Origin of the sequence: Streptosporangium sp. NPDC001681, from assembly GCF_040298085.1 — a bacterium.
Lineage (GTDB): Bacteria > Actinomycetota > Actinomycetes > Streptosporangiales > Streptosporangiaceae > Streptosporangium.
Genome location: NZ_JBEOZN010000093.1, coordinates 20,746 through 40,855, shown reverse-complemented (window position 1 = coordinate 40,855; position 20,110 = coordinate 20,746). Strand labels below are relative to the sequence as shown.

Sequence of the window (20,110 nt, the reverse complement as noted above, 5' to 3'; positions counted from 1 at the left end):
GCCCGGCCGACCGGCTTCCTGCGGAGCAGGCCCTTCTTCTGTAGCTTGTCCATCACCGTCATGACGGTCGTGTAGGCGATGTCCCGCTCACGACGAAGATCTTCGAGCACGTCCCTGACCGACGCCGGCCGGTGATACGACCACAGGCGCTCCATGACCGTGGACTCCAGGTCTCCCAGACCACGCATCAGGTGCGACTCCCATCTACCAGCGGATCACTCAATGCTACCGGCCGTCGTAGATGTCCGGCCGTGCATCACTTCCACCATCGAGTCGCCGCCGCTGATCGCCGCTCAGCCGCAGGTTCGCCGCGGCGACGTTCTCCCGCAGGTGGTCGATGGTGGCGGTGCCCGGAATCGGCAGCACGACCGGTGAGCGGTGGAGCAGCCACGCCAGCGCGACCTGCGCCGCGGTGGCGCCGAGTTCGGCCGCCACGGCGGCGATCTCGGCCGTCGCCGCCGATACCGCGGGGTGGACGGGCCGCCAGGGCAGGAAGGCGATCCCCGCCGCGGCACAGGCCTCGAGCACGGCCTCGTGCTCGCGATCGAGCATGCTGTAGCGGTTCTGCACGCTCGCGACGTCGATGATCTGCCGCGCCTCCTCAAGCTCGGCGACGGTGACCTCGGACAGTCCGATGAGGCCGATCTTGCCCTCGGTCTGGAGCTCGCGCAGCGCCCCCAGTTGGTCGGCGAGCGGCACCTCCGGATCGATGCGATGCAACTGGAGCAGTTCGAGCCGTTCGACGCGAAGCCGGCGCAGGCCCTGCTCGACCTGATCCCGCAGGAAGTCCGGCCGTCCGCAGATCGCCGCATCGTGCGGGGGGTTCGGCGGCGCGATCCCGACCTTCGTCGCGATGAGCAGGTCGTCCGGATAGGGGTGCAGCGCCTCGGCGAGGAGTTCCTCGTTGGCGCCCCACCCGTACAGGTGCGCGGTGTCGATCAGTGTGACGCCCAGGTCGACGGCTCGTCGGGCCACAGCGATGGCTGCTTCCCGAGCCGGTCCGGGTTCGGTCGGCAGTTGCATGGCCCCGAAGCCGAGCCGCCGTACGTCGATCGCGCCCCCGATGCGGAAGGTGCTCGATGTCATGTGCCGGTTTCGCCTCTCACTCAAAGTTGATCAAGATAACAGTGCCGGTGATCGCCATATCCGGCGGAGGGTCGCCAGACGAAGGCCTGCTGACACCGGCACGCCGGCCAACACGACCGGTTACCGCTGAGGCCCGGCCCCAAGCCTCGACCCCGGCGCTCGTCACGAGCGCCGGGCGTGGCCACAGGTCCCGACCCCGACGGCTGGAGGGACCTGCAAATAGCTACGCTTACCTGCGCAAACGTCAACACGCGTAGCCGGTGACAGCAGTCTTCCGGCTCTGCTGCGGCCGTCCGGGCGTCCCTCGCTCGGTCAGACGCCTTCCGCGAGGAGGCGGAGGCTTTCGCGGGCCCAGTCGGCGCGGGCCTGGGCGACGGCGATCTGGCCCGCGAAGACGTGCGCCTTCAGCCCGGCGATGCGGTCGTGCTCGGCCGGCGGGCGGTTCTTCAGCCGCTCCTTGAGCAGGTCGGTGTCCTTGGCCAGCAGCGCTTCCCGGTGCGCGCGCCACTCCGTGATCAGCTGCTCCTGCTCGGCGATGTACGCCTTGAGCACGGGCGCGGCCCGATCCGCGTCGATCATGTCGAAGAAGAGTGCCTGCAGGAAGAACGAGTCGCGCACCGGAGCCAGGGCGTGGCCGGTGCCCAGCCAGGTCTTCAGCTCCTCAAGCCCGCGCTCGGTGATCGAGTACACCGTCCGCTTCAGCCGCGTGCCACGGATCTCCTTCTGACCTTCGATGAGCCCGGCCTGCTCCATCTGGCGGAGCGTCGGATAGATCTGGCTCTGCGGCGCGGACCACACCCAGCGCGGGGCGGCATCGAAGAAGCGGGTCAGTTCGTACCCATTCATCGGGCGCGCCTCCAGGACGCCGAGCAGTGCGTGCTGAAGCGACATGCCCTCAGCATAGGGGTGTCCCACTTGCCCTAGAACATGTACGAATATACATGTATTGTCCTGCCTGTTTTTGTAGATACGCACGGGCAGAGAGGTACTGGTGTGAACACAGGGCTGGCGGACGCCGGGCGGGCGCTGGCAGCGGCCGGGCTGGTCACCGCGTTCGGGCACGTGTCGTTGCGAGTCGGGGACGATCGGCTGCTGATGACCCCGCCGGTGCCGCTCGGGACGCTCGGACCTGACACGCAGTACGCCGAGGTCCCGCTGGATGCCACCGACCTGCCCGACGGCACGCCGCGCGAGGCGTGGATCCACCTGGAGATCTTCCGGGCGCGACCCGGCGTGCGGGCGATCTGCCGGGCACAGCCGCCCACTGCCACGGCTCTGGCCTCGGCGGGGGTGCCGATCCTGCCGCTGCACGGGCAGGGGGCGTTCCTCGGGCCTGAGGTGCCCGTGTTCGACGACGCGACGCTGGTGCGCGACCGCACGCGCGGGCGGGCGCTGGCCGAGCGCCTGGGTGAGGCGCCTGCCCTGATCATGCGGGGCAACGGCGCCGTGACCGTCGGCGAAAGCGTCGGCCAGGCCGTCGCCCTCATGTGGGTGCTGGAGGCCTCCGCCCGCATGAACGCCACCGCCACCGCCTCCGGCACCCCCGTCCCTCTCACGCCCGCCGAGCAGGAGGCGTGGCGGGCCGTGCGATCCGAGTTGTCCAACCGCATCTGGTCCTATCTCCGGGAGTTGTCATGATCGAGCTCGACGACATCGCCTACGTCCGGTCCGGCGCCGCCGACCTGGACGCCGCCTTACGGTTCGCCGTGGACATCGTCGGCCTGGAGCTCACCGCCCAAGAGGACGGCGTCGCCTACCTGCGCGCCGACCAGCGCCACCACTGCCTTGCCCTGGTCGAGGGGGAGTCCGGGGTCATCAGCTCCGGGTTCACCGTCCGGGACGAGGACGCGCTCGCCGCCGCCGAGATCGAGTTGGAGAAGGCCGGCGTCACCGTCGTACGGGGCGACGCCAAGGAGGCCGACTCACGCCGGGTCCGGGACTTCCTGTCGTTCGACGACCCGTTCGGCAACCGCATCGACCTGGTGATCGACCAGGTGGCGCTAACCGCACCGGTCCGCTACGGACGCGAGGCCGGCATCACCGAGTTCGGGCACCTGTGCCTGGACGCCCCGGACGTGCGCGAGGCGTACCGTTTCTGGTCCGGCCTGTTCAACGCCCGCGTGTCGGACTGGATCGGCGACTGGGCCTGTCTCATGCGCATCGACCAGGTCCACCACAAGCTGGCCGTGTTCCAGGGCAGCCAGCCGGGGCTGTGCCACATCAACTTCCAGGTCGACTCGCTCGACGCGTTGATGCGCAACTGTCACTTCCTGGAGGCCAACGGGGTCGAGATCGAGATGGGCCCCGGCCGCCACCCGCAGTCGACGGCGGTGTTCGTCTACTTCAAGGGGCCGGAGGGGATCACCTACGAGTATTCCTGGGGCGTGCGGCTCATCACCGACGAGGACGCCTGGCGGCCCCGCTACTTCGACCCGACCGAGCCGGGCTCGATCGACATGTGGCAGGGCCCCACGCGCCGCGTCCACAGCCAACCTCAGATCCGCCGCCCTCTCGGCCAGAGCTGAGCCCTCTCCCCTACTCCCCCGCGCCTCACCCGGCCGAAACGGCGGCCACCGGAAAGTGGATCGATCGCATGAGTGAATGGACCATAGAACGCACCGCCGAGGTGCTGCTGGAGGCCGGGCGGAACCGTGCCGACCACGGCCCCATCATCGAAGAACGGCCGAGTCCGGGCCTGGCCACCGCCTACCGGGCGCGGCACGCGCCGCTGACGAGCGAGATGACCGGCGCGATGCCGCTCCAGCGCGGCTCGTCGGTGACCGTACGCCTCAGCGGCCTCGGCTCCGTGTCCGTGGCAGGGGTGTGACATGCCGCTGGTCGAGGTGACCTTGACCGAGGGCCGCGAACCCGGCGCGATCCGGGCGCTCATCCACGAGGTGCACGCCGCCGTCGAGCGCTCGCTCGGCGCCCCTGCTCAGAGCATCCGGGTGATCGTACGCGAGGTGCCGCGCACCCACTGGGCGGCCGGAGACCAGACGCTCGCCGAACGCGACGAGATCAACAAAGGTGATTGACATGGAATTCTTCGGACACGTGATCGACGGTGCTGAAGTGAAGTCCTCCGGTGGCGAGACGTTCACCAGCGTCGACCCCTACACCCGCGAGCCGTGGGCAGAGGTCGCGCTCGGCGGCGCGGCCGAGGTGGAGCGGGCCGTGGCGGCGGCGCGGCGGGCATTCGACGAGGGGCCGTGGCCGCGCATGGGCCGCGCCGAGCGCGGCAGGCTGCTGCATCGCCTCGCCGACCTCATCCTCGAGCACGCCGACGAGCTCGGCCTGGCCGACACCCGCGACATGGGCAAGCCGATCACCCAGAGCCGCGGCAACGATGTGCCCCGCGCCGCCGACAACTTCCGCTTCTTCGCCGACCACGCCCGGCTGACCACGGCCGAGACGCTGCCGATGGACTCCGGCCACCACGCCTACACCCGCTACGAGCCCGTCGGGGTCGCCGCCGCCATCGCCCCGTGGAACTTCCCGCTGATGCTGGAGACCTGGAAGATCGCACCCGCACTGGCCTGGGGCAACACGGTCGTGCTCAAGCCCGCCGAGGACACCCCCGCCTCCGCCACCATCCTCGCCAGGCTCGCGCTGGAGGCGGGCCTGCCGCCCGGAGTGCTCAACGTCGTCCACGGCCACGGCCCGGACTCCGCCGGGCAGGCGCTCACCGAGCACCCTGGGATCGACCGGATCACGTTCACCGGCGAGTCCGCGACCGGCCGGGTCATCTCGGCCGCGGCGGCGAGGCACCTCGTGCCGGTCAGCCTGGAACTCGGCGGCAAGGGCGGCAACGCGGTCTTCGCCGACGCCGACCTCGACAACGCGGTGAGCTGGTCCATCAAGGCGATCTTCACCAACGCCGGGCAGGTGTGCCTGGCGGGTTCGCGGCTGTACGTCCAGCGTCCGGTGTTCGACGAGTTCATCGCCCGCTTCACCGCCGCGGCCGAGGCGATGTGCCTGGGCGACCCCAAGCTGGACTCCACCCAACTCGGCCCGCTGGCCTCGGAGACCCACTACCGCAAGGTGCGCGGCTACGTCGAGACCGTCGCCGAGGAGGGCGGCTCCATCCGCTCCGGCGGCCTCGGCGACGGCTGGTTCGTTCGCCCCACGGTGATCACCGGCATGCCCGCCACCGGCCGCCACCAGCGCGAGGAGATCTTCGGCCCGGTCGTCACGGTGACGCCGTTCGACACCGAGGACGAGGTCGTGACGCTGATGAACGACACGCGCTACGGGCTCAACGCGATGCTGTTCACCGAGAACCTGTCCCGGGCGCACCGAGTCTCCGCCCGCCTGCGGGCCGGGACCGTCTGGGTGAACTGCTTCTTCGTCCGCGACCTGCGCGCCCCGTTCGGCGGGGCGGGCGACTCAGGCGTCGGGCGCGAGGGCGGCACCTTCAGCCGCGAGTTCTTCACCGAGCCGAAGGCCGTCGTCATGCAGATCGACTGATCCGCGGCGGGACCTGACTGCGGCGAGTGGCGTTGGCGGCGTCACAACCAGGTGGGGGGCCGTCGGCGAACCGACGCCCGCCACCGTCAGAGCGGCAGCGGGATGCGATCGAAGAACCAGTACAGGCTGACCGCCACGATGGGGACCGAGATCGCGGCCACCACCCAGCGGGCCGCGGACGCCCGGCGCAGCAGCACCAGCAGCGGGAAGAGCACAGCGATGATCGCGAGCTGCGTCGCCTCGATGCCCAGGTTGAAGCTCAGCAGCGACAGGAGCAGCTCCCACGATCCGCTCTCTTTGATGTCCAGCGCACCGGCGAAGCCCAGCCCGTGCACCAGGCCGAAGACGAAGACGATCGGCAGCCGCCATCTGCCCAATCTGTCTTCCCCACGGTCCAGGAGGTTGGCGACCGCCACGACAATGATCGACGCTGCGATGACGGGCTCGACGATCTCCCCAGGAACATCCACGACCCCCATGGCCGCCAGCAGAAACGTGATGCTGTGGGCGGCGGTGAAGGCGGAGGCCGTGACGACGACGTCACGCAGCCGGCGCGCGCCGATGAGCAGCGCGAACAGGAAGAAGAGATGGTCGAGGCCGAACAGCAGGTGCTCGGCACCGAGCAGGAAGAACTCCCGGACCTGATACGACGCCGGATACTCACCGATCCGCAGCGTCGGGTTCTTGGCGACCAGGACCGCAGAGCCCTGCTCACCGTCGAGGTCGTAGCGGACGATCGTCTTCGTGCTGTGCACGAAGCTCTCGGCGTCGGGGAACAGCGCGCTTGAGATCGCGTGGACTCCCCCATCCCCGCCCGCGCAGGCGTAGGCGTAGGTCAGCACCGCGAAGGCCGCCTTGCCGCGGACACGGACGTCCGCGTCGCCCACCGGCGTGGGCGCGCACGGCTCGTCGTGGTACGCCACGGCGAAGCGGCCCGTGACATAGCCGGTCACGGCATCACGGTTGATCTTGAGCTGGTGGAGCTGCTCGGTCCGCTCCTTCGCCTCATATGCCTCCGCGTAGAGCCAGGCCGACTTCATGAGGAGGTCGTACTCGAGGTCGAGCACGACCTCGACGTTCGCGCCCGTGCCGGTCACCTCGGCGTGGGCGGCCGTGGTCGCGTCGTGCGCCGCCGCCGGAGCGGGACGCACCAGGCCGGCCGGCACACCGCCGAGAATGACGGCGAGGACGACGGCGAACAGCCAGCGCCTGCGGGACATGTCTCGTCTCTCCAGATGGGGGATGAGGGAATGCCGCCCCGGACCCGGTCCGGGGCGGCGGTGATGGGTCAGCGGCGGAACCAGTGGTACATGGGCGAGTCAGGTCCCCACTTGCCGGGACGGCCGCGCTCGTCCTTCGTGACGAAGACGCTCGGCTCGGAGGCGGTCACGCCGCCGCCGGCGGAGCGTGCCGTGACGAACCAGGCGTAGGCCGTGTCGTCCTTGAGACGGTCCCAGGTCACCGAGGCGACCTGACCCGACGCGACCTTGCTCCTGCCGACGACCCGGGTGGGCTTGTAGAGCGCCAGCGAGTCGGTCTGGAAGCTCGTCGTGCGGGAGGTGAGATCGACCGGCAGCACCATGTTGTCCTCGTGCCCGTTGTAGCGGCGCAGCGGGTCGAACTCGGTGGCGCCGAAGTCGTTGAGCAGCGGGGAGTAGGTGTCCACGGTCAGCTCCGCTCGCTCGACGTTGAACTGCAGCAGCCGGAAGAAGCTCGCGCCGAACTGGAGTTGGTCCGTCGGGTTGTACCCGCCGATCTCGGTGAGCCCGAGCCGGTCGGCCGACACCGTGTAGAACTGGTAGTCCGCCAGAAGTTCGACCACGCCCTTGCCGACCTGGCCGACCTTCGGCTTCACGTTGGTGCCCACGCCGTGCTCGTGTCCGGCCAGGATGAGGAAGACGTTCGAGTTCTTCTCAACCACCGTCTTGTAGAGCATCGAGCCGTCGGGGGCGGAGAATCCAGCGCCGCGCCCGTCGGGGTTGGTGCTCGGCACGATGTAGTCGTGCGAGAGCAGGATGCCGTTGCGGTTGGGGAACTTCTTGAAGATGGAGTCGGCCCATTCGGCCTCCTCCCTCGTCACACCGTACGACAGGCCGACCACGACGAAGTCCAGCCCGCCCGCGGAGAACAGGTCGTAGTGGTTCTGATTGTCGCCTTCCCTCCACGGCCCGCCGTAGTTGGCGTGCTGCCAGCCCTGTGACGCCTCCTGATACCGACTGGGGCCGTAGTACTTGTTGTAGATCGCGTCCGGCCCGTTCTCGGTACCCGACTGGTTGTCGTGGTTGCCGGCGATCACGCCGTTCGGGATGTCCGCGTCGTCCAGCACGCGCTGCTGCCTCGAGGACACCTCGAACTCGCCGACGACCTGCTGCTGCATGGCCTCGTCGGCGGGCTTGCGGATGTTGTTCTCGATGATGTCGCCGGTGTGCGCGACGTACGAGATCTTGCGCTGGTCCTTGTTCGCGCCGATCCAGTCGACGATGCCTGCGTAGGCGGACTCCCACACCGCGCGCTCCTCGGCACTCTCCTGCTCCACCGCGCCCTCGGAGATGTACTGCGTGTCGGTGAAGTGGACGATCGAGAAGTCGTAGGAGGCGGGGTCGGCGAAACCGTTCGGGTCACCGGGCTCTATGTCGTCGGCGAACGGGTCCTCGCCCGTCACCATGACGTGAACCTGCTGCTTGTCGATGTGGTCCCCATCGACGACGGCCGTGAGAACGGTCTTGCCCTCGGCGGCGCCACGGGCGCTCGTCAGCAGATCCCATGCCTTGGTTCTCGTGTTCCACGCCCGCAGCGAGGCCAGGCGTTCGGGGTCGATGACGCCCTCCCAGCGCAGGACCGGGGAGTCCGCGTGCCCCTTCACCTGGACGTCGTACCGCTGGTAGGTGACGTCCTGGCCGGTGGGCGCGTCAAGCGTCCTGCCATCGGCGGGTTCGAGCCCTTCGGCCTTGACCTTCCTCTCGCCCGGGACCTTCAGGGTCGTGGGGACGGACTTGGCCGTGCCCTGGAACACCTGGTTCGGCGTCAGGATCTCGGCCTCGGAGAACGTCGCCGTCACCTGGCCGCCATCAGGTTCGGCCACCTTCGCCGAGAGGGTGACGGGATCCGACACCCCGACGGCCCCCAACGCCGGGGTCAGCTCGGTGGGGACGTCCGGGATGCCCGCGGATTCGAACACGATCTCGCGGCTCGTGGTGTTGCCGAGCCCATCCGTGCCGGTCACCGCCAGGGTGTGCTTACCGGCGTGCAGGCCTGGGCCCACCTGGGCGCCCAGCTCGATCGGCCGGCCGTCGAGTTCGACGTCCGGCCCGGACACGACGCCGGAGGCGTCCTCGAGCTTGACGTCCAGCACGACCGAGGCATTGATCTTCTCGCCCGCGGCCGGGACGCTCTTGGCGACCGCCGGCGCCGAGTTGTCGGTGATCAACAGGCGGGTGGCGACCTCGCCCGTGGTCGACGCCGCGGTGAGGGTGTGCTTGCCGTCCTTGATGGCGGTGGTGTCGAGGTCTGCGCGCAGGCCGCGGGCCGGCGCGTCCACCAGGAATTCGAGGTCGATCTCGGTCAGCGGGTTCACGTTGTCGCCGCAGTTGCCGTCGCCCATGCCGTACGAGGTCTTGAGCATCTGGCCGGTCGCCGTGCCCTGCACCGGGGTCAGGACGATGTTCGAGATCGCGAAGTCGTCGCGGTTGTTGCCACACGACGTCGGGAAGGTACCGGTCACGAAGTCGATCGTGTTCCAGCCGGGCACGAGGTACTCGTTCGGAATCGTGAGGTCGACGCGCCGGCTCACGAAGTCGCCGTCGAGTACGACCTTCTGGCCGTTGACGAGGACGAAGTTCTGGTAGCGCGCCTCGATCGAGTTGCTGCCCACGTTGAAGCTGAGGGTGGCGTTACCCGAGCCGAGCGTCTCGATGACGTTCACCGCCGGGGCGTCGATCGTGTAGCGCAACTCGACCTCGCGAAGGAGGGTCTGGCTGCTGCCGCAGTCGCCGTCGCCCATGTCGTACGACGGCTTGACGTCCTGGCCGGTCACGGTGGCACCGTCAAGGGCGAGGTCCAGGTTGGCGATCGTGAAATCGTCGCGGTTGTTGCCGCAGGACTCCTTGAAGTCACCGGTGACGACCTTGATCGTGTTGTCGCCGGGCACCAGGAACCGGGCCGGAACCGCGATGGTCACGCGCCGGCTCACCCAGGAGCCGCCCAGGTCGATGCGTTTGCCGTTGACGAGCAGGAAGTTGTCGAACTTGTCGTCGATCGAGTCCGATCCCACGTCGAAGCTGAACTTCGCGGCGCCGTTGCCGAGCGTGGCCTTCGTGGCAGGCCTGTCGCCGTCGACGGTCAGGGAGGCGACGCCGCCCTCGCCGCCGGCCGGGATCGTCGCGAAGACCGGCTTGGTGCCCGCCACGAGCGTGCCGTCCACGGGCAGCAACCACGGTGCCCCGGCCGGAGCGTTGTTCACGGTCACGGTGTTCTTGACGGTCGCCCCGGCCGCGGTCGTGGCGGTGATGACGTGCTCGCCGTTGGCCAGCTTCGTCGTGTCCACGTCCGCGGTGAGACCCGTGGTGCCCTGCGGGTCGGACTGGACGAAGAACTTGAGCGTGGCGCGCTTCAGCAGCGAGGAGTTCGTGCCGCAGCTGCCGTCGCCGAAGGAGAGGGTATAGGGGTTCTCCTCGCCGTCCGCGACCTCACCGAGCAGTTCGAGGCCCACATCGGACAGCACGAAGTCGTCGTAGTTGAGGCCGCATGAGGACTGGATCGTACCGACGACGATCTCGACGGTGTTCTCTCCCTTGACGAGGTGCTCGTTCGGGATCTCGATGGTCGCCCGCTCGTTCACATGGTCGCCGATGTCGCTGCGGTACCCGCCGTTGACGAGCACGTAGCTGTGGTACTGCGCCTCCGTCGAGTTCGAGCCGACGTCGAAGCTGAGCTTGGAGACGCCCACCGTCCGGGTGGCGTCGAGTGCGGTGTCGTCGATGGCGAGTTTCGTGACACTGTCACCGGCCGCGGCCGGGACCGCCGCGACCTTCGCCGTGCCCACGAGGTACGAACCGTTGGCGGGGGTGAGCGTCGGAGGGATCTGCGAGCTCGTCGGCGTCGGGCTGGGCCGTCCCCGATTCTGTTCCCCCGGTCCCGGGTCGGCGTAGGCCGCCGTCACAAGGCTGCTCACCAGCAGCACCGCGATCGCGCCGGCTGCGGCGAAACGCCGTCGGCTCCCCAGGCCCCCCAGTAACTTTCGCGCTGCCATTGGCTGCATCAGGTGCAGTCCCTTCTATTCCGACAAGCACCGATCGAGCGGTTTGCCCTTCGGGCGGACACACTGGAGCGGGCGAGTGAACGGTGTGCATGAAGGGACTGAAGGGAAGCGAAACTATCGGCTCATTCTGGTCATCTATTACGAGACGGGACCAAATAGGTCACAAGGTCGACAAATAGCTATGTATCTGAACATTGGCATCGGCGGCTGGCCGAGAAACCCGTCACCATCAGGCCCCCGGATCGGCGGCGCAGGCCCCGGCCGGTGCCTGCTTTGTCTACCGATCGGCCGTAGTCGCGACTGATGAATGCCGGGCTGATGAGCCTGACTTTTGGGAGGGTCTTCAAGACCTGACCCCAGACCGGCCCTCCTGGCGTTCTCCCGTCATGGCTACGGCTTTTCGACGAGCGTGGTGTTCGTGGTTCGAGCCCGTCTGCGGGGCCGACCTCCCAAACGCGGCCGAGCCCGAGAGCTCTTGCGGCAGAAGGAGTCCCTGTGGATCGCCGGGGTCGCGAACGGCTGATCGGATGTCGGACCGGCGAGTCCTTCGATTAGCGGGCCGCGCGTCTTCGCTGTGGTTGTGAACTGCACCGATGACCGACTGCTTGTCCTGGGAGAAACATCGACGAAGCTGTTTTGCGGGATCGACCGGGCCGAACACCACCACGGCATCGCCATCGTCGACGACACCGGTGCCCGGATGACAAAGGCTCGCATCAGCAACGACGTCGACGGTCTGCAGGCGTTGCCGGAGTTGCCGGCCGGCGTCGGTGACCACTCGGGCGACCCGATTCCGGTCGCGATCGAGAAGCCGCATGGCCTACTGGTGGCCTGTCTACGCGCGACCGGACGACAGGTGTTCGCCATCAACCCGTACGCGGTCTCGCGCTATCGAGACCGACAAGGAGTCGCGCGCAAGAAGTCCGACGAGCAGGACGCGTTGATCCTGGCCGATATCCACCGGGAGCTCGGGCGCACTACGACCGCCGCAAAGAAGCCGGCGACGCCCACACCGCAGCTCCGCGGCACCTGTTCGACCGCCTGATCGGCTGCCTCCACCACTGCCTTGAAACGCGCCGAACCTACGACGAGTCCATCGCCTTTCCACCTCATCTGGTAGCCGCTGCTTGACACCACAACGTGCTCGGATGTCTGGGGACACGTTCGGGAGCGGAGGGCCAACCCCGGAGTTCTTGACGGCACTCCGATTCATCCTCCGTTTCATCCGCCGAGTACGAGTCCTGCGATCATGGCTGCGGCCGTCGCCAGCGCCAGCGCGATCCCGCCGATCCCCAGCCCCCAGGAACGCTCCACAAAAAAACCGAAAATGATCAGCAGGACGGCCGGTATGACAAAGATGGCGACTGCCGGCGGAACCCACCTCCACACGCCCCGCGCCCCCGTGGGCAGGACGAGGTCCCCCTCGGAGTTGATCGCGGCCGGGAACGTCTCACCCACCTCCACATCCGCCACGGTCGGGAGGACGACCGGCGGCGTCGCCAAGTCTTTGAACACGAACCGCGCCTGGCAAGCGCGTCTGCTATTGCGTCCACTTCCGTGTGCCTCGCAGGACAGCACAGTCGCGGTCCCGGGCGTACCCCTCATGCCGAGCGCCGTCTGTAGGTCGGGCAGGGCGATGGAAAAGACGAGGATCGGAAACCCGAACAGCAGCAGGAGCACCAGGAGCACACCGAAGAAGCTCCCTTTGTTGTCTGCCCGCGCCGCTTCGTGGACTCGCCTCTCGCGCGCCTGGGCGGCCTCTCGCCGACGTTGTCTCCTAATGTCGCCCCGCGTCGTCTTCGACATGATCGAAATTCTGGGTGCGGACCCTTGAAGACCAGTTGCAACTGAGTGCAGATGGAGCGGCCCCCGCTGGGCCCGCCGGGTGCGGTGCGTCGACCGGGCCGTGCCGCCGGGTCGACGCACCGCGGCGGGCCTAGGACGACGCGGCAGGATGGGCCTTCGGGACTGGTAAAGACCTGAGTGGGGGCCCAGAACAGCGGGCTACGGCTTGCGCGCCACAGCCCCGTGCGCGTCGATCCAGGGCGCGTCGTCGGTGTCGGGCCGCCAGCGTGTGATGGGCACCAGCCCCGGCTCGACCAGCTCCATATCCGCGAAGCACTCGGCCAGCTGGTCGAGCCGACGCAGATGGTACGGCACGGCTCCGCTCTCCGCAAGCTTCTCACTGCCCTCGTTGACCGTCTCGCCCGTGTCGGTCCCGTCCCAGAGCACCAGGTAGCTGCCGGAGGGCACGGCATCCATGACGCGCGAGACAATGGAGCGCATCACCGCGAAGTCCTCCACATAGCCGAGGACGCCCATGAACATCACGGCGATCGGCCGGGTGAAGTCCAGGACGTTGCGGGCGTCCCCCACGATCAACTCGGGCTCGTGATAGTCACCGTCAACATAGGCGGTCACACCCTGCGGAGTGGTGTTGCTCAGCAGCGCCCTGGCGTGCACCAGCACCATGGGGTCGTTGTCGACGTAGACGATCCGCGCATGCGGCATGACCTGCTGAGCCACCTCGTGGGTGTTCTGCATCGTCGGCAAGCCGGTGCCGATGTCGAGGAACTGGTCGATTCCCGCCTCCGCGGCCAGGTGACGCACCACCCGGATGAGGAACTTCCGCGACTGCGCCGCCATCGTCACGATCTCGGGGTAGACCGCGGCGACCGCGTCGCCAGCCGTCCTGTCCGCCTCGAAGTTGTCCTTGCCGCCCATCCAGTAATTCCAGATCCGCGCCGCGTGCGGAATCTGCGGCTGGATCTTCGCGGCCAGGTCGCCGCGCCAGGGGATCAGAGGATCAGCCATGTGCTCGAACTCCGAAGGAAGGGGTGAGGTGACGAGAGCCGTGCAAGAGCGATCATAAGCCTCGGCGGCTGCGCGCACCGCCATGACAAGGCATGAAGGCCACGAGAGATCTCTTTACGGTGAGTAACGGAGGCAATCTACAAGGTCCACGGCCTCGTCAACGCACTCGAATTTCCTGGCCGGCGTGCCGGGCAACAGCATGCTGTACGAACTGCGCCTCCGATATCCCGACGGCACACTCAAAGCAATCAACCCCAGCGTGTTCGGCCCCGTTCTACCACCGGTCCAGACCGTGTACCGCTCGAACAAGGGTCCCGTGTTCTAGGATCACGGGCCTATGAGCCAATTGCGCATGCTGTCTGCCACGGAGGTCCCTTCGGAACGACTCCTGCTTCGCGGAGCGTTGCACGATGCCGACCGTGAAGGATTCATCGAGCTCTATACCGATCCCGAGGTTCAGGCATACATCGGTGGCCCCCAGCCTCGGAGTGACGTCGAGCAGCGCTTCGACGCGGCGATCGCCAACGCGACATCCAGGCCCGGCAATTATGTCATCGCGGACAACACGACGAACCGACTTATCGGGACATTGATGCTCGCCCGCCGGTCGACCGATCAGCCCGGGCATGTCACCGAGGATGGTGAGGAACTGGAACTGGGCTATGTGCTGCGGCGCAGTGCATGGGGCGCGGGGTTCGCATTCGAGGCCGCAACGGCCGCGTTGCGCGCTGCGGCTGACGAACTCCCCGACCAGCCGGTCTTGCTCGTGACCCAGACCGCGAACAAGCGATCTCTGAAACTCGCCGCCCGCCTTGGCTTCCGCCCCGTCGGCACGTTCGAGGAGTTCGGCGCCGAGCAGACCCTCTGCACGGCTCCCCTGTCCATGTTCCGAATCTGATCTCAGCATCCAACATAGCGGCCATTTCGCCTTAACGTTCAATCCTGCCCGGATCCTCCTCGGCCCCCATCCTGGGCGGTGAAGATGCGCAGCGCCACCCTCTACAAGGTGCTCGCAGCGCTGATGGTGCTCATGCCGCCGCCCTGGTCCTCGCCCACACCACCGCCCTCGGCATAGATCTTTCGGGATCACCGAGCGCGCCGTGCAGGACATCGTGTCCGACCTGCATGAGGCGGGATACGTGACCCGGCACCGCGTCGGGCGGCCCAACAGCTACAGCATCAACCCCGAGCGCCACTTCCCCGGCAGAATCCGATATGCCGGTGTGCGTCCTGCTGGACATGTTCGCCGACCGCGACCACGAGGCCTGAACCGCCACTGGGCCCGGCTCGCCTGACGTGTGCGGAGACCAGGCAGGTGGGCCGGTCAGGTGAGGCGCGCGTAGACGATGATGTTGTCGGTGTAGTGGCCGGTCCGACGGTCGAAGCCGCCGCCGCAGGTCACCAGGCGCAGGCCGGCGTGATCGAGCGGACCGTACACGCGCTGAGAGGGGAAACGGCTCTTGGCGACCTGTTCCACCGACTGCACCACGAAGGTCACGGCCGAGCCGTCCGCGCGGGTGACCGAGATGCTGTCACCCCGGCGCATCCGTCCGAGATCGTAGAAGACGCCCTTGCGTCCTCCGCCGTCGACGTGCCCGAGGATCACCGACGCCCCGCGCTCCCCGGGCGTGTAGCCGCGCGCGTACCAGCCGGCCTGCTCGGGCCGGTCCACCGGCGGTACCTGCACGGTGCCGTCGGCGTTGAGGCTGAGCCGGGAGAGAGGGACGTGCACGCCGATCCTCGGCACGTCCAGGTGGCGCGGTTCGGATCGGGGCAGGACGGGAGCGGGCCGCGAGGAAGCGACCGGGGAAGCGGTTGCCAGGGCCTGCGCGGGGGGTGGGACCGGAGGGGTCTGCCGGGGAAGCAGCGTGCTGCCCAGGAACACGGCGCCGGTGACCGCGAGGGCGGCGGCCACCAGGCCGAGGGCCCGGTGGCCGCCCCGTGTCGCATCCGGCATCTCAGACCTGGGTGTGCTTACGGCGGCGCAGTGCCAGCAGGCCCGTCCCGGCCCCCGCTACGAGAAGGACCCCGCCAACCGGGACGAGAACACTGCCGCTGGGACCACCCCCGGTCTCCGGAGCCCCCTCCGGCACCAAGGGGGGCTCCTGCTCCGCGGGACGGAGCTGAGCCGGTGACGGCACGGGGCTGGGCGTCGCGGCCGCCGCAGCCGGCGCCGCGACGTGCAGCAGGGCGATGGCGAGCCCCGCCGCGGCCAGGGCGTTCCGAGCGAATCGCATACATCCTCCTAGGTGACGGTTCGATGAAGAGCGGCTCAGATGCTGGCAGCGCGATGTCCGCGGGCCATGACTGAAATGTCATGAGCGTGTAATGAATGTCGCCATCATCGGGAAACGGGGTGATCAAGCCGGATACTTAGACGGTGGCCAGAGTGATGCTGATCGAAGACGACCCGTCCGTGCGCGAGGGGTTGCGCCTCTCGCTCAGCCGCCATGGCCACGATGTCGACGCCGCCGGCACGGGCGAGGAAGGGCTGCGGCGACTGCGGGTCACACCCGCCGACATCGTCGTGCTCGACCTGATGCTTCCCGGCCTGGACGGCTTCGAGGTGTGCCGCCGTATCCGGGCGGGCGGCCCCACGCCCATCGTCATGCTCACCGCCCGCGGCGACGACCTCGATGTCGTCAGCGGCCTGGAGGCGGGCGCCGACGACTACGTGGTCAAGCCGGTACGTCCGCGGGTGCTGGAGGCGCGGATCCGCGCGGTGCTGCGGCGTGGGGGCCCGGCCGCCGCGGCCGGGGCCGGGGCCGGGGCAGAGGCCCACGGCGACCTGGCGATCGACCGCGGCTCGCTCACGGTGTCCAAGGCGGGCGTCCAGATCACGCTGCCGCCGCTGGAACTGCGGCTGCTGCTGGAACTGTCCGCGGCGGCCGGCCAGGTGTTCAGCCGCCAGCAGCTTCTGGAGTCGGTCTGGGACCTCGACTTCCTGGGTGACTCCCGGCTGGTCGACGCGTGCGTGCAACGGCTGCGCACGAAGATCGAGGATGTCCCGTCGAAGCCCCGATACGTCCAGACCGTGCGCGGGTTCGGGTACCGGTTCGGCCCTCTGTGACAGTCGCGGCCAGAGGCAGATGGAGGCCGCGGCTCCCGCTGGGGGCGCGCGGGCTCCGGGCCCGGCTGGTGGTCGTCTTCGTGCTGCTCGCCGGGCTGAGCGCGCTGACCGCCGCCGGACTCGTCTACCACCAGGCACGCGACCTCATGCTGTCGCGTACGGAGTGGTCGGTCGTCAACGAGTTCCGGCTGCGCGTCGCGACGCTGACCGAGAACATGCAACACCCTCCCGACCGGGCTGCACTGCAACGGCTCGCCAACGGTGTGGCGCCCGCGTTTCTGGAGGCGACCGGCGCCGCCGCCTACGAGGATTCGGGCCTGATCGCCTCCGGGGACGGCACCGGCCCGATCACGTCCGCGCTGCGCCGCAGCGTCGCCGGCGGGCGGCGCCTGGCCTACCAGCGCGTCGTCTCCGCCGATACCCCCTACCTCGTCGTGGGCACGCCCGTGCTGCTGGGCCGGCAGCGGACCCCCTCGGGAGTCGAGGTCTACCTCGTCGCCCCGCTCGGCAAGGAGGCCGCGGACCAGGACGCGCTGGTCGCCGCCGCGTGGAACGGCGTGCTCCCGGTCGTGGCGCTGGCCGTGCTGTTCGCCCTGCTGGCGGCCGGGGGCGTGCTGCGTCCGGTACGCGAGCTGGACCGGGCGGCGCGCAGGCTCGGCGCCGGCGAGCTGGACACGCGGCTGAAGGCGACCGGCGGCGACGAACTGGCCCGGCTGGTGAAGACCTTCAACGCCACGGCCGCCGCCCTGGAGACCAACGTGTCGGAGCTGCGCGAGATGGAGGTCAGGGCCCGCCGGTTCGTCGCCGACGTGTCCCACGAGCTGCGCACCCCGCTCGCGTCCATCCTGGCGATGGCGGAGATGTTCGAGGAGGAGGCCGGTCGCCTTGAAGGCAACCTGGCACAGGCGGCCCGGCTGCTGAACCTGGAGGTGGGCAGGCTGGTCCGGCTCGTGGAAGACCTCATGGAGATCTCCCGGTTCGACGCGGGGGCAGCGCACCTCATCCTGGACGACGTCGATGTGGCGGACGCGATCCGCGCCTGCCTGCGCACCCGCGGCTGGCACGCGCGCGTCGTCCTGGACCTGCCCCCTGGCGTGCGGATCCGCATGGACCCCCGCCGGTTCGACGTGATCGTGGCCAACCTCGTCGGCAACGCCCTCCGGCACGGTGCTCCCCCGGTCACCGTACGACTGCGCGCGGACGGCCCGCGGGACACGGGCCACGTCCTCATCGAGGTCCAGGACGCCGGCCAGGGGGTGGACCCGGACCTCCTTCCGCATGTCTTCGACCGCTTCTCCAAGGCCGACGCGGCCCGGACGAGGTCCGACGGAAGCGGGCTCGGCCTTTCCATCGCTCTGGAGAACGCGCGCCTGCACGGCGGGTCCATCGGCGTGGCCAACCCGCTCGGCGGCGGCGCCCTGTTCCGCCTCACCCTTCCCCGCCACCCGGAGCCGAGATGAACACCCGCATGATGGCGTGCGCGCTGGTGCTCGCCTCCGTCGTGTCCGGATGCGGCATCAGCCCGACCCGCGTGATGGACGGGGGCGAACCCGCCGTGGGCTTTCAGCCCAGCACCCGGCTCTACTTCGTGTCGGGCGCGCGGCTGCGCGCTGTGAGCCGGCCCCTGCCGTGGCCCCCGCTGCGGGAGACGCTGGACCTGCTGCTGGCGGGGCCCAGCTCCGAGGAGCGGCGGCGGGGGGTGCGCACCGAGCTCGCACCCGGCACGGACACACCGAGCAAGGTCACCTCCGACGCTGCCATGGTCCGCATCTTCCTCGCCGCCCCCATCCCCGTCCCCGTCCCCAGCCTCGCCCCCCGGGAGGCCGCGCAGGTCCGGCCACGTGACCAGAATCTGTGGCTGGGGCAACTCACCTGCACGGCGGCGAGCGCCGTGGCCACGCGCTCGAACCTCGACCCCGACGCGGTCACGGTCACCATCCAGCGCGGCGGTGCCGAGCTCGGCTCCTTCCGCTGTTCGGAGTTTCCCCGGGCACCGGAGTGACACGGCTCGGTGTCACACCCGGCCGATAGGCCGCGGGCATGGGGCAGCCGCTTGACACTTAAGCTGCTGGGATGTCTTGGGGGCCTGTCACACGGACCCGAGTGCGCAGTTCCTCGGGCAGGTCCGGCCGAAGGCTCAGGAACAGAAGTCCGCGACGGTGTCGGTGAGGATCTCGGCCGCTCGGTGCAGGGAGGCGATGTCGACCCACTCGGTGGCCGCGTGGGCACCCCCGCCGTCGACGCCGAAGAGCAGGCAGGGAATGCCGGCCCGATCCAGCAGCGCACAGTCGGTCCAGAACGACTCGGCTCGCACCACAGGCGGATGACCGAGGGCCCTTGTCGCGTGGCGCGTGAGGGTGCGTACGATCGCGGCCTGCGGGTCGGCCTCGAAGGGCCGGCGGCACAGACCGCGGGACAGCCGGTAGCGGAAGTCCGGGACCACGGCGGCCAAGTGGTCGAGGACCGCGGTCAGCTCCCGTTCCACGATGTCGGCGTTCTCGCCGGGTACGGTGCGGCGCTCCAGCGTGACGCGGCAGCGCGCCGGGTAAGTGGACGGCTCCTCCCCACCCTGGATAACGGAGGCGTGCACCGTCCCCGTCCCCAGAAGCGGGTGCGCCGGTCCCTGGGCGAGGCGCCACCCCAGCTCCTCCAGCGCGACGAGGAAGTGACCGGCCTTGACGATGGCGTCGATGCCCAGCTCAGGACGGGACCCGTGAGCCGCTCGCCCCTCGATCTCCACCTCGAACCAGGCGAAACCCTTGTGCGCGAGGGTCACTTCGAGATGACTCGGCTCGGTGACGATCGCCGCGTCGGCGCTGAAGGACTCCAGGACCTCTTCGGTGCCCAGACTGCCGTGCTCCTCGTCGGCGACGCAGGCGAGGATGACATCTCCCCGGAGGCGCCCCCGGGCCGTGGCACGCGCGGCGGCGATCATCATGGCCGCGATACCGCTCTTCATGTCGAAGGCCCCGCGGCCGAACATCTTTCCGTCACGGATCCGCGGTTCGAGCGGGTCGCCCTCGTAGCCGGCCAGGCCGACGGTGTCGAGATGGCCATTGAGCATCAGCGACCGTCCACCTCCGGTGCCACGAGCGATCGCGACCAGCGAGGGACGGCCGGCACGCTTCTCCAGGCGGTGCACCTCGAAGCCACGGGTGGCCAACCATTCACCGCAGAAATCGGCGATGACCGTCTCGCCCACACCGCCGGGCACCAGTTCGGGGTTGACGGAGTCGATGGCGATGAGCCCGGCGAGGAGGGCAGCCGGGTCTGACGTATCGGGAACCGCGGGAGTTTCGTGGAGCATGCGGACCTTCCACAGCACTGTCGCCTCCCTGGCACGGGAACGGGCGAGACGGTAAGGAGTGCGAGACGATCTACCTTCGAGCACCGTGCACCACTCGTTTCACCTCGTC

Annotated in this window: 20 protein-coding genes; 10 read left to right on the top strand and 10 right to left on the bottom strand. The window is 68.9% G+C overall.

Features of this window, described 5'->3' with window-relative positions:
- The 3 genes from ABT130_RS33005 to ABT130_RS32995 all read right to left on the bottom strand — a co-directional run.
- Positions 1-188 (bottom strand): BlaI/MecI/CopY family transcriptional regulator (locus ABT130_RS33005; protein ID WP_350962096.1); only part of this gene is annotated, 188 nt, incomplete at its 3' end.
- Between the two features lie 37 nt (positions 189-225).
- Entirely contained in the window at positions 226-1,086 is an 861-nt protein-coding gene (locus ABT130_RS33000; RefSeq protein WP_350926168.1) for an aldo/keto reductase, read from the bottom strand.
- Positions 1,087-1,398: 312 nt separating this feature from the next.
- Positions 1,399-1,977: a PadR family transcriptional regulator gene (locus tag ABT130_RS32995; protein ID WP_350926164.1), complete on the bottom strand. Its 579-nt coding sequence runs from the start codon at positions 1,975-1,977 to the stop codon at positions 1,399-1,401.
- Between the two features lie 102 nt (positions 1,978-2,079).
- Between ABT130_RS32995 and ABT130_RS32990 the strand changes: the two genes are divergently transcribed.
- From ABT130_RS32990 to ABT130_RS32970, 5 genes are all read left to right on the top strand, one after another.
- Positions 2,080-2,724, top strand: coding sequence for a class II aldolase/adducin family protein (locus ABT130_RS32990; protein ID WP_350962093.1), 645 nt, complete (start codon positions 2,080-2,082; stop codon positions 2,722-2,724).
- On the top strand, positions 2,721-3,611 hold the full coding sequence (locus ABT130_RS32985) for a VOC family protein (protein WP_350962090.1): 891 nt from the start codon (positions 2,721-2,723) through the stop codon (positions 3,609-3,611). Before ABT130_RS32990 ends, ABT130_RS32985 begins: the two co-directional genes overlap by 4 nt.
- A 68-nt stretch (positions 3,612-3,679) precedes the next feature.
- On the top strand, positions 3,680-3,913 hold the full coding sequence (locus ABT130_RS32980; protein ID WP_350962087.1) for a hypothetical protein: 234 nt from the start codon (positions 3,680-3,682) through the stop codon (positions 3,911-3,913).
- Position 3,914: 1 nt separating this feature from the next.
- Entirely contained in the window at positions 3,915-4,121 is a 207-nt protein-coding gene (locus ABT130_RS32975) for a tautomerase family protein (protein ID WP_343969653.1), read from the top strand.
- 1 nt (position 4,122) lies between these two features.
- On the top strand, positions 4,123-5,553 hold the full coding sequence (locus ABT130_RS32970; protein WP_350962084.1) for an aldehyde dehydrogenase: 1,431 nt from the start codon (positions 4,123-4,125) through the stop codon (positions 5,551-5,553).
- Positions 5,554-5,639: 86 nt separating this feature from the next.
- Here the strand turns inward: ABT130_RS32970 and ABT130_RS32965 are convergent, their stop codons facing one another.
- Together ABT130_RS32965 and ABT130_RS32960 are read right to left on the bottom strand one after the other, a co-directional pair.
- Entirely contained in the window at positions 5,640-6,773 is a 1,134-nt protein-coding gene (locus ABT130_RS32965; protein ID WP_350962081.1) for a HupE/UreJ family protein, read from the bottom strand.
- 68 nt (positions 6,774-6,841) lie between these two features.
- Positions 6,842-10,801 carry a metallophosphoesterase gene (locus ABT130_RS32960; RefSeq protein WP_350962079.1) on the bottom strand — a complete coding sequence of 1,320 codons (3,960 nt, stop codon included), beginning with the start codon at positions 10,799-10,801 and terminating at the stop codon, positions 6,842-6,844.
- A 619-nt stretch (positions 10,802-11,420) separates the two neighbouring features.
- Here ABT130_RS32960 and ABT130_RS32955 point away from each other — a divergent pair.
- The gene (locus ABT130_RS32955) at positions 11,421-11,855 is read left to right on the top strand and encodes an IS110 family transposase (RefSeq protein WP_350962099.1); all 435 of its coding nucleotides are present in this window, start codon (positions 11,421-11,423) and stop codon (positions 11,853-11,855) included.
- Positions 11,856-12,031: 176 nt separating this feature from the next.
- Here ABT130_RS32955 and ABT130_RS32950 read toward each other — a convergent pair whose 3' ends face one another.
- Together ABT130_RS32950 and ABT130_RS32945 are read right to left on the bottom strand one after the other, a co-directional pair.
- Positions 12,032-12,616 (bottom strand): hypothetical protein, encoded by a 585-nt coding sequence (locus ABT130_RS32950; protein WP_350962077.1) that lies wholly within the window; start codon positions 12,614-12,616, stop codon positions 12,032-12,034.
- A 198-nt stretch (positions 12,617-12,814) separates the two neighbouring features.
- A complete protein-coding gene (locus ABT130_RS32945; protein WP_350962074.1) occupies positions 12,815-13,624 on the bottom strand; it encodes an SAM-dependent methyltransferase in 810 nt (269 codons plus the stop codon).
- Between the two features lie 337 nt (positions 13,625-13,961).
- On the opposite strand from ABT130_RS32945, the gene ABT130_RS32940 reads away from it, so the two are divergent.
- A complete protein-coding gene (locus ABT130_RS32940; protein ID WP_350962071.1) occupies positions 13,962-14,522 on the top strand; it encodes a GNAT family N-acetyltransferase in 561 nt (186 codons plus the stop codon).
- Positions 14,523-14,948: 426 nt separating this feature from the next.
- Here ABT130_RS32940 and ABT130_RS32935 read toward each other — a convergent pair whose 3' ends face one another.
- Positions 14,949-15,581, bottom strand: coding sequence for a class F sortase (locus ABT130_RS32935; RefSeq protein WP_350962068.1), 633 nt, complete (start codon positions 15,579-15,581; stop codon positions 14,949-14,951).
- A gap of 1 nt (position 15,582) precedes the next feature.
- Positions 15,583-15,861 carry a hypothetical protein gene (locus tag ABT130_RS32930; protein ID WP_350962066.1) on the bottom strand — a complete coding sequence of 93 codons (279 nt, stop codon included), beginning with the start codon at positions 15,859-15,861 and terminating at the stop codon, positions 15,583-15,585.
- Positions 15,862-16,004: 143 nt separating this feature from the next.
- Between ABT130_RS32930 and ABT130_RS32925 the strand changes: the two genes are divergently transcribed.
- The 3 genes from ABT130_RS32925 to ABT130_RS32915 are packed head-to-tail and all read left to right on the top strand — an operon-like array spanning position 16,005 to position 18,696.
- Positions 16,005-16,694 (top strand): response regulator, encoded by a 690-nt coding sequence (locus ABT130_RS32925; RefSeq protein ID WP_350962063.1) that lies wholly within the window; start codon positions 16,005-16,007, stop codon positions 16,692-16,694.
- Positions 16,691-18,154: an ATP-binding protein gene (locus ABT130_RS32920; RefSeq protein ID WP_350962060.1), complete on the top strand. Its 1,464-nt coding sequence runs from the start codon at positions 16,691-16,693 to the stop codon at positions 18,152-18,154. The genes ABT130_RS32925 and ABT130_RS32920 overlap by 4 nt, the downstream gene beginning before the upstream one ends.
- Positions 18,151-18,696, top strand: a complete 546-nt coding sequence (locus tag ABT130_RS32915) for a hypothetical protein (RefSeq protein WP_350962058.1) — start codon at positions 18,151-18,153, stop codon at positions 18,694-18,696. The genes ABT130_RS32920 and ABT130_RS32915 overlap by 4 nt, the downstream gene beginning before the upstream one ends.
- Before the next feature lie 135 nt (positions 18,697-18,831).
- Here ABT130_RS32915 and ABT130_RS32910 read toward each other — a convergent pair whose 3' ends face one another.
- A complete protein-coding gene (locus ABT130_RS32910; RefSeq protein ID WP_350962056.1) occupies positions 18,832-20,019 on the bottom strand; it encodes an ArgE/DapE family deacylase in 1,188 nt (395 codons plus the stop codon).
- Positions 20,020-20,110: the final 91 nt, after the last annotated feature.

Excerpts from the sequence above, each read along its gene's own strand:
- ABT130_RS32970 (WP_350962084.1), top strand. The coding sequence starts at position 4,123 with ATGGAATTCTTCGGACACGTGATCGACGGTGCTGAAGTGAAGTCCTCC.
- ABT130_RS32965 (WP_350962081.1), bottom strand. The coding sequence starts at position 6,773 with ATGTCCCGCAGGCGCTGGCTGTTCGCCGTCGTCCTCGCCGTCATTCTC.
- ABT130_RS33000 (WP_350926168.1), bottom strand. The coding sequence starts at position 1,086 with ATGACATCGAGCACCTTCCGCATCGGGGGCGCGATCGACGTACGGCGG.
- ABT130_RS32985 (WP_350962090.1), top strand. The coding sequence starts at position 2,721 with ATGATCGAGCTCGACGACATCGCCTACGTCCGGTCCGGCGCCGCCGAC.
- ABT130_RS32940 (WP_350962071.1), top strand. The coding sequence starts at position 13,962 with ATGAGCCAATTGCGCATGCTGTCTGCCACGGAGGTCCCTTCGGAACGA.
- ABT130_RS32915 (WP_350962058.1), top strand. The coding sequence starts at position 18,151 with ATGAACACCCGCATGATGGCGTGCGCGCTGGTGCTCGCCTCCGTCGTG.
- ABT130_RS32975 (WP_343969653.1), top strand. The coding sequence starts at position 3,915 with ATGCCGCTGGTCGAGGTGACCTTGACCGAGGGCCGCGAACCCGGCGCG.
- ABT130_RS32980 (WP_350962087.1), top strand. The coding sequence starts at position 3,680 with ATGAGTGAATGGACCATAGAACGCACCGCCGAGGTGCTGCTGGAGGCC.
- ABT130_RS32960 (WP_350962079.1), bottom strand. The coding sequence starts at position 10,801 with ATGGCAGCGCGAAAGTTACTGGGGGGCCTGGGGAGCCGACGGCGTTTC.
- ABT130_RS32945 (WP_350962074.1), bottom strand. The coding sequence starts at position 13,624 with ATGGCTGATCCTCTGATCCCCTGGCGCGGCGACCTGGCCGCGAAGATC.
- ABT130_RS32930 (WP_350962066.1), bottom strand. The coding sequence starts at position 15,861 with ATGCGATTCGCTCGGAACGCCCTGGCCGCGGCGGGGCTCGCCATCGCC.
- ABT130_RS32995 (WP_350926164.1), bottom strand. The coding sequence starts at position 1,977 with ATGTCGCTTCAGCACGCACTGCTCGGCGTCCTGGAGGCGCGCCCGATG.
- ABT130_RS32950 (WP_350962077.1), bottom strand. The coding sequence starts at position 12,616 with ATGTCGAAGACGACGCGGGGCGACATTAGGAGACAACGTCGGCGAGAG.
- ABT130_RS32935 (WP_350962068.1), bottom strand. The coding sequence starts at position 15,581 with ATGCCGGATGCGACACGGGGCGGCCACCGGGCCCTCGGCCTGGTGGCC.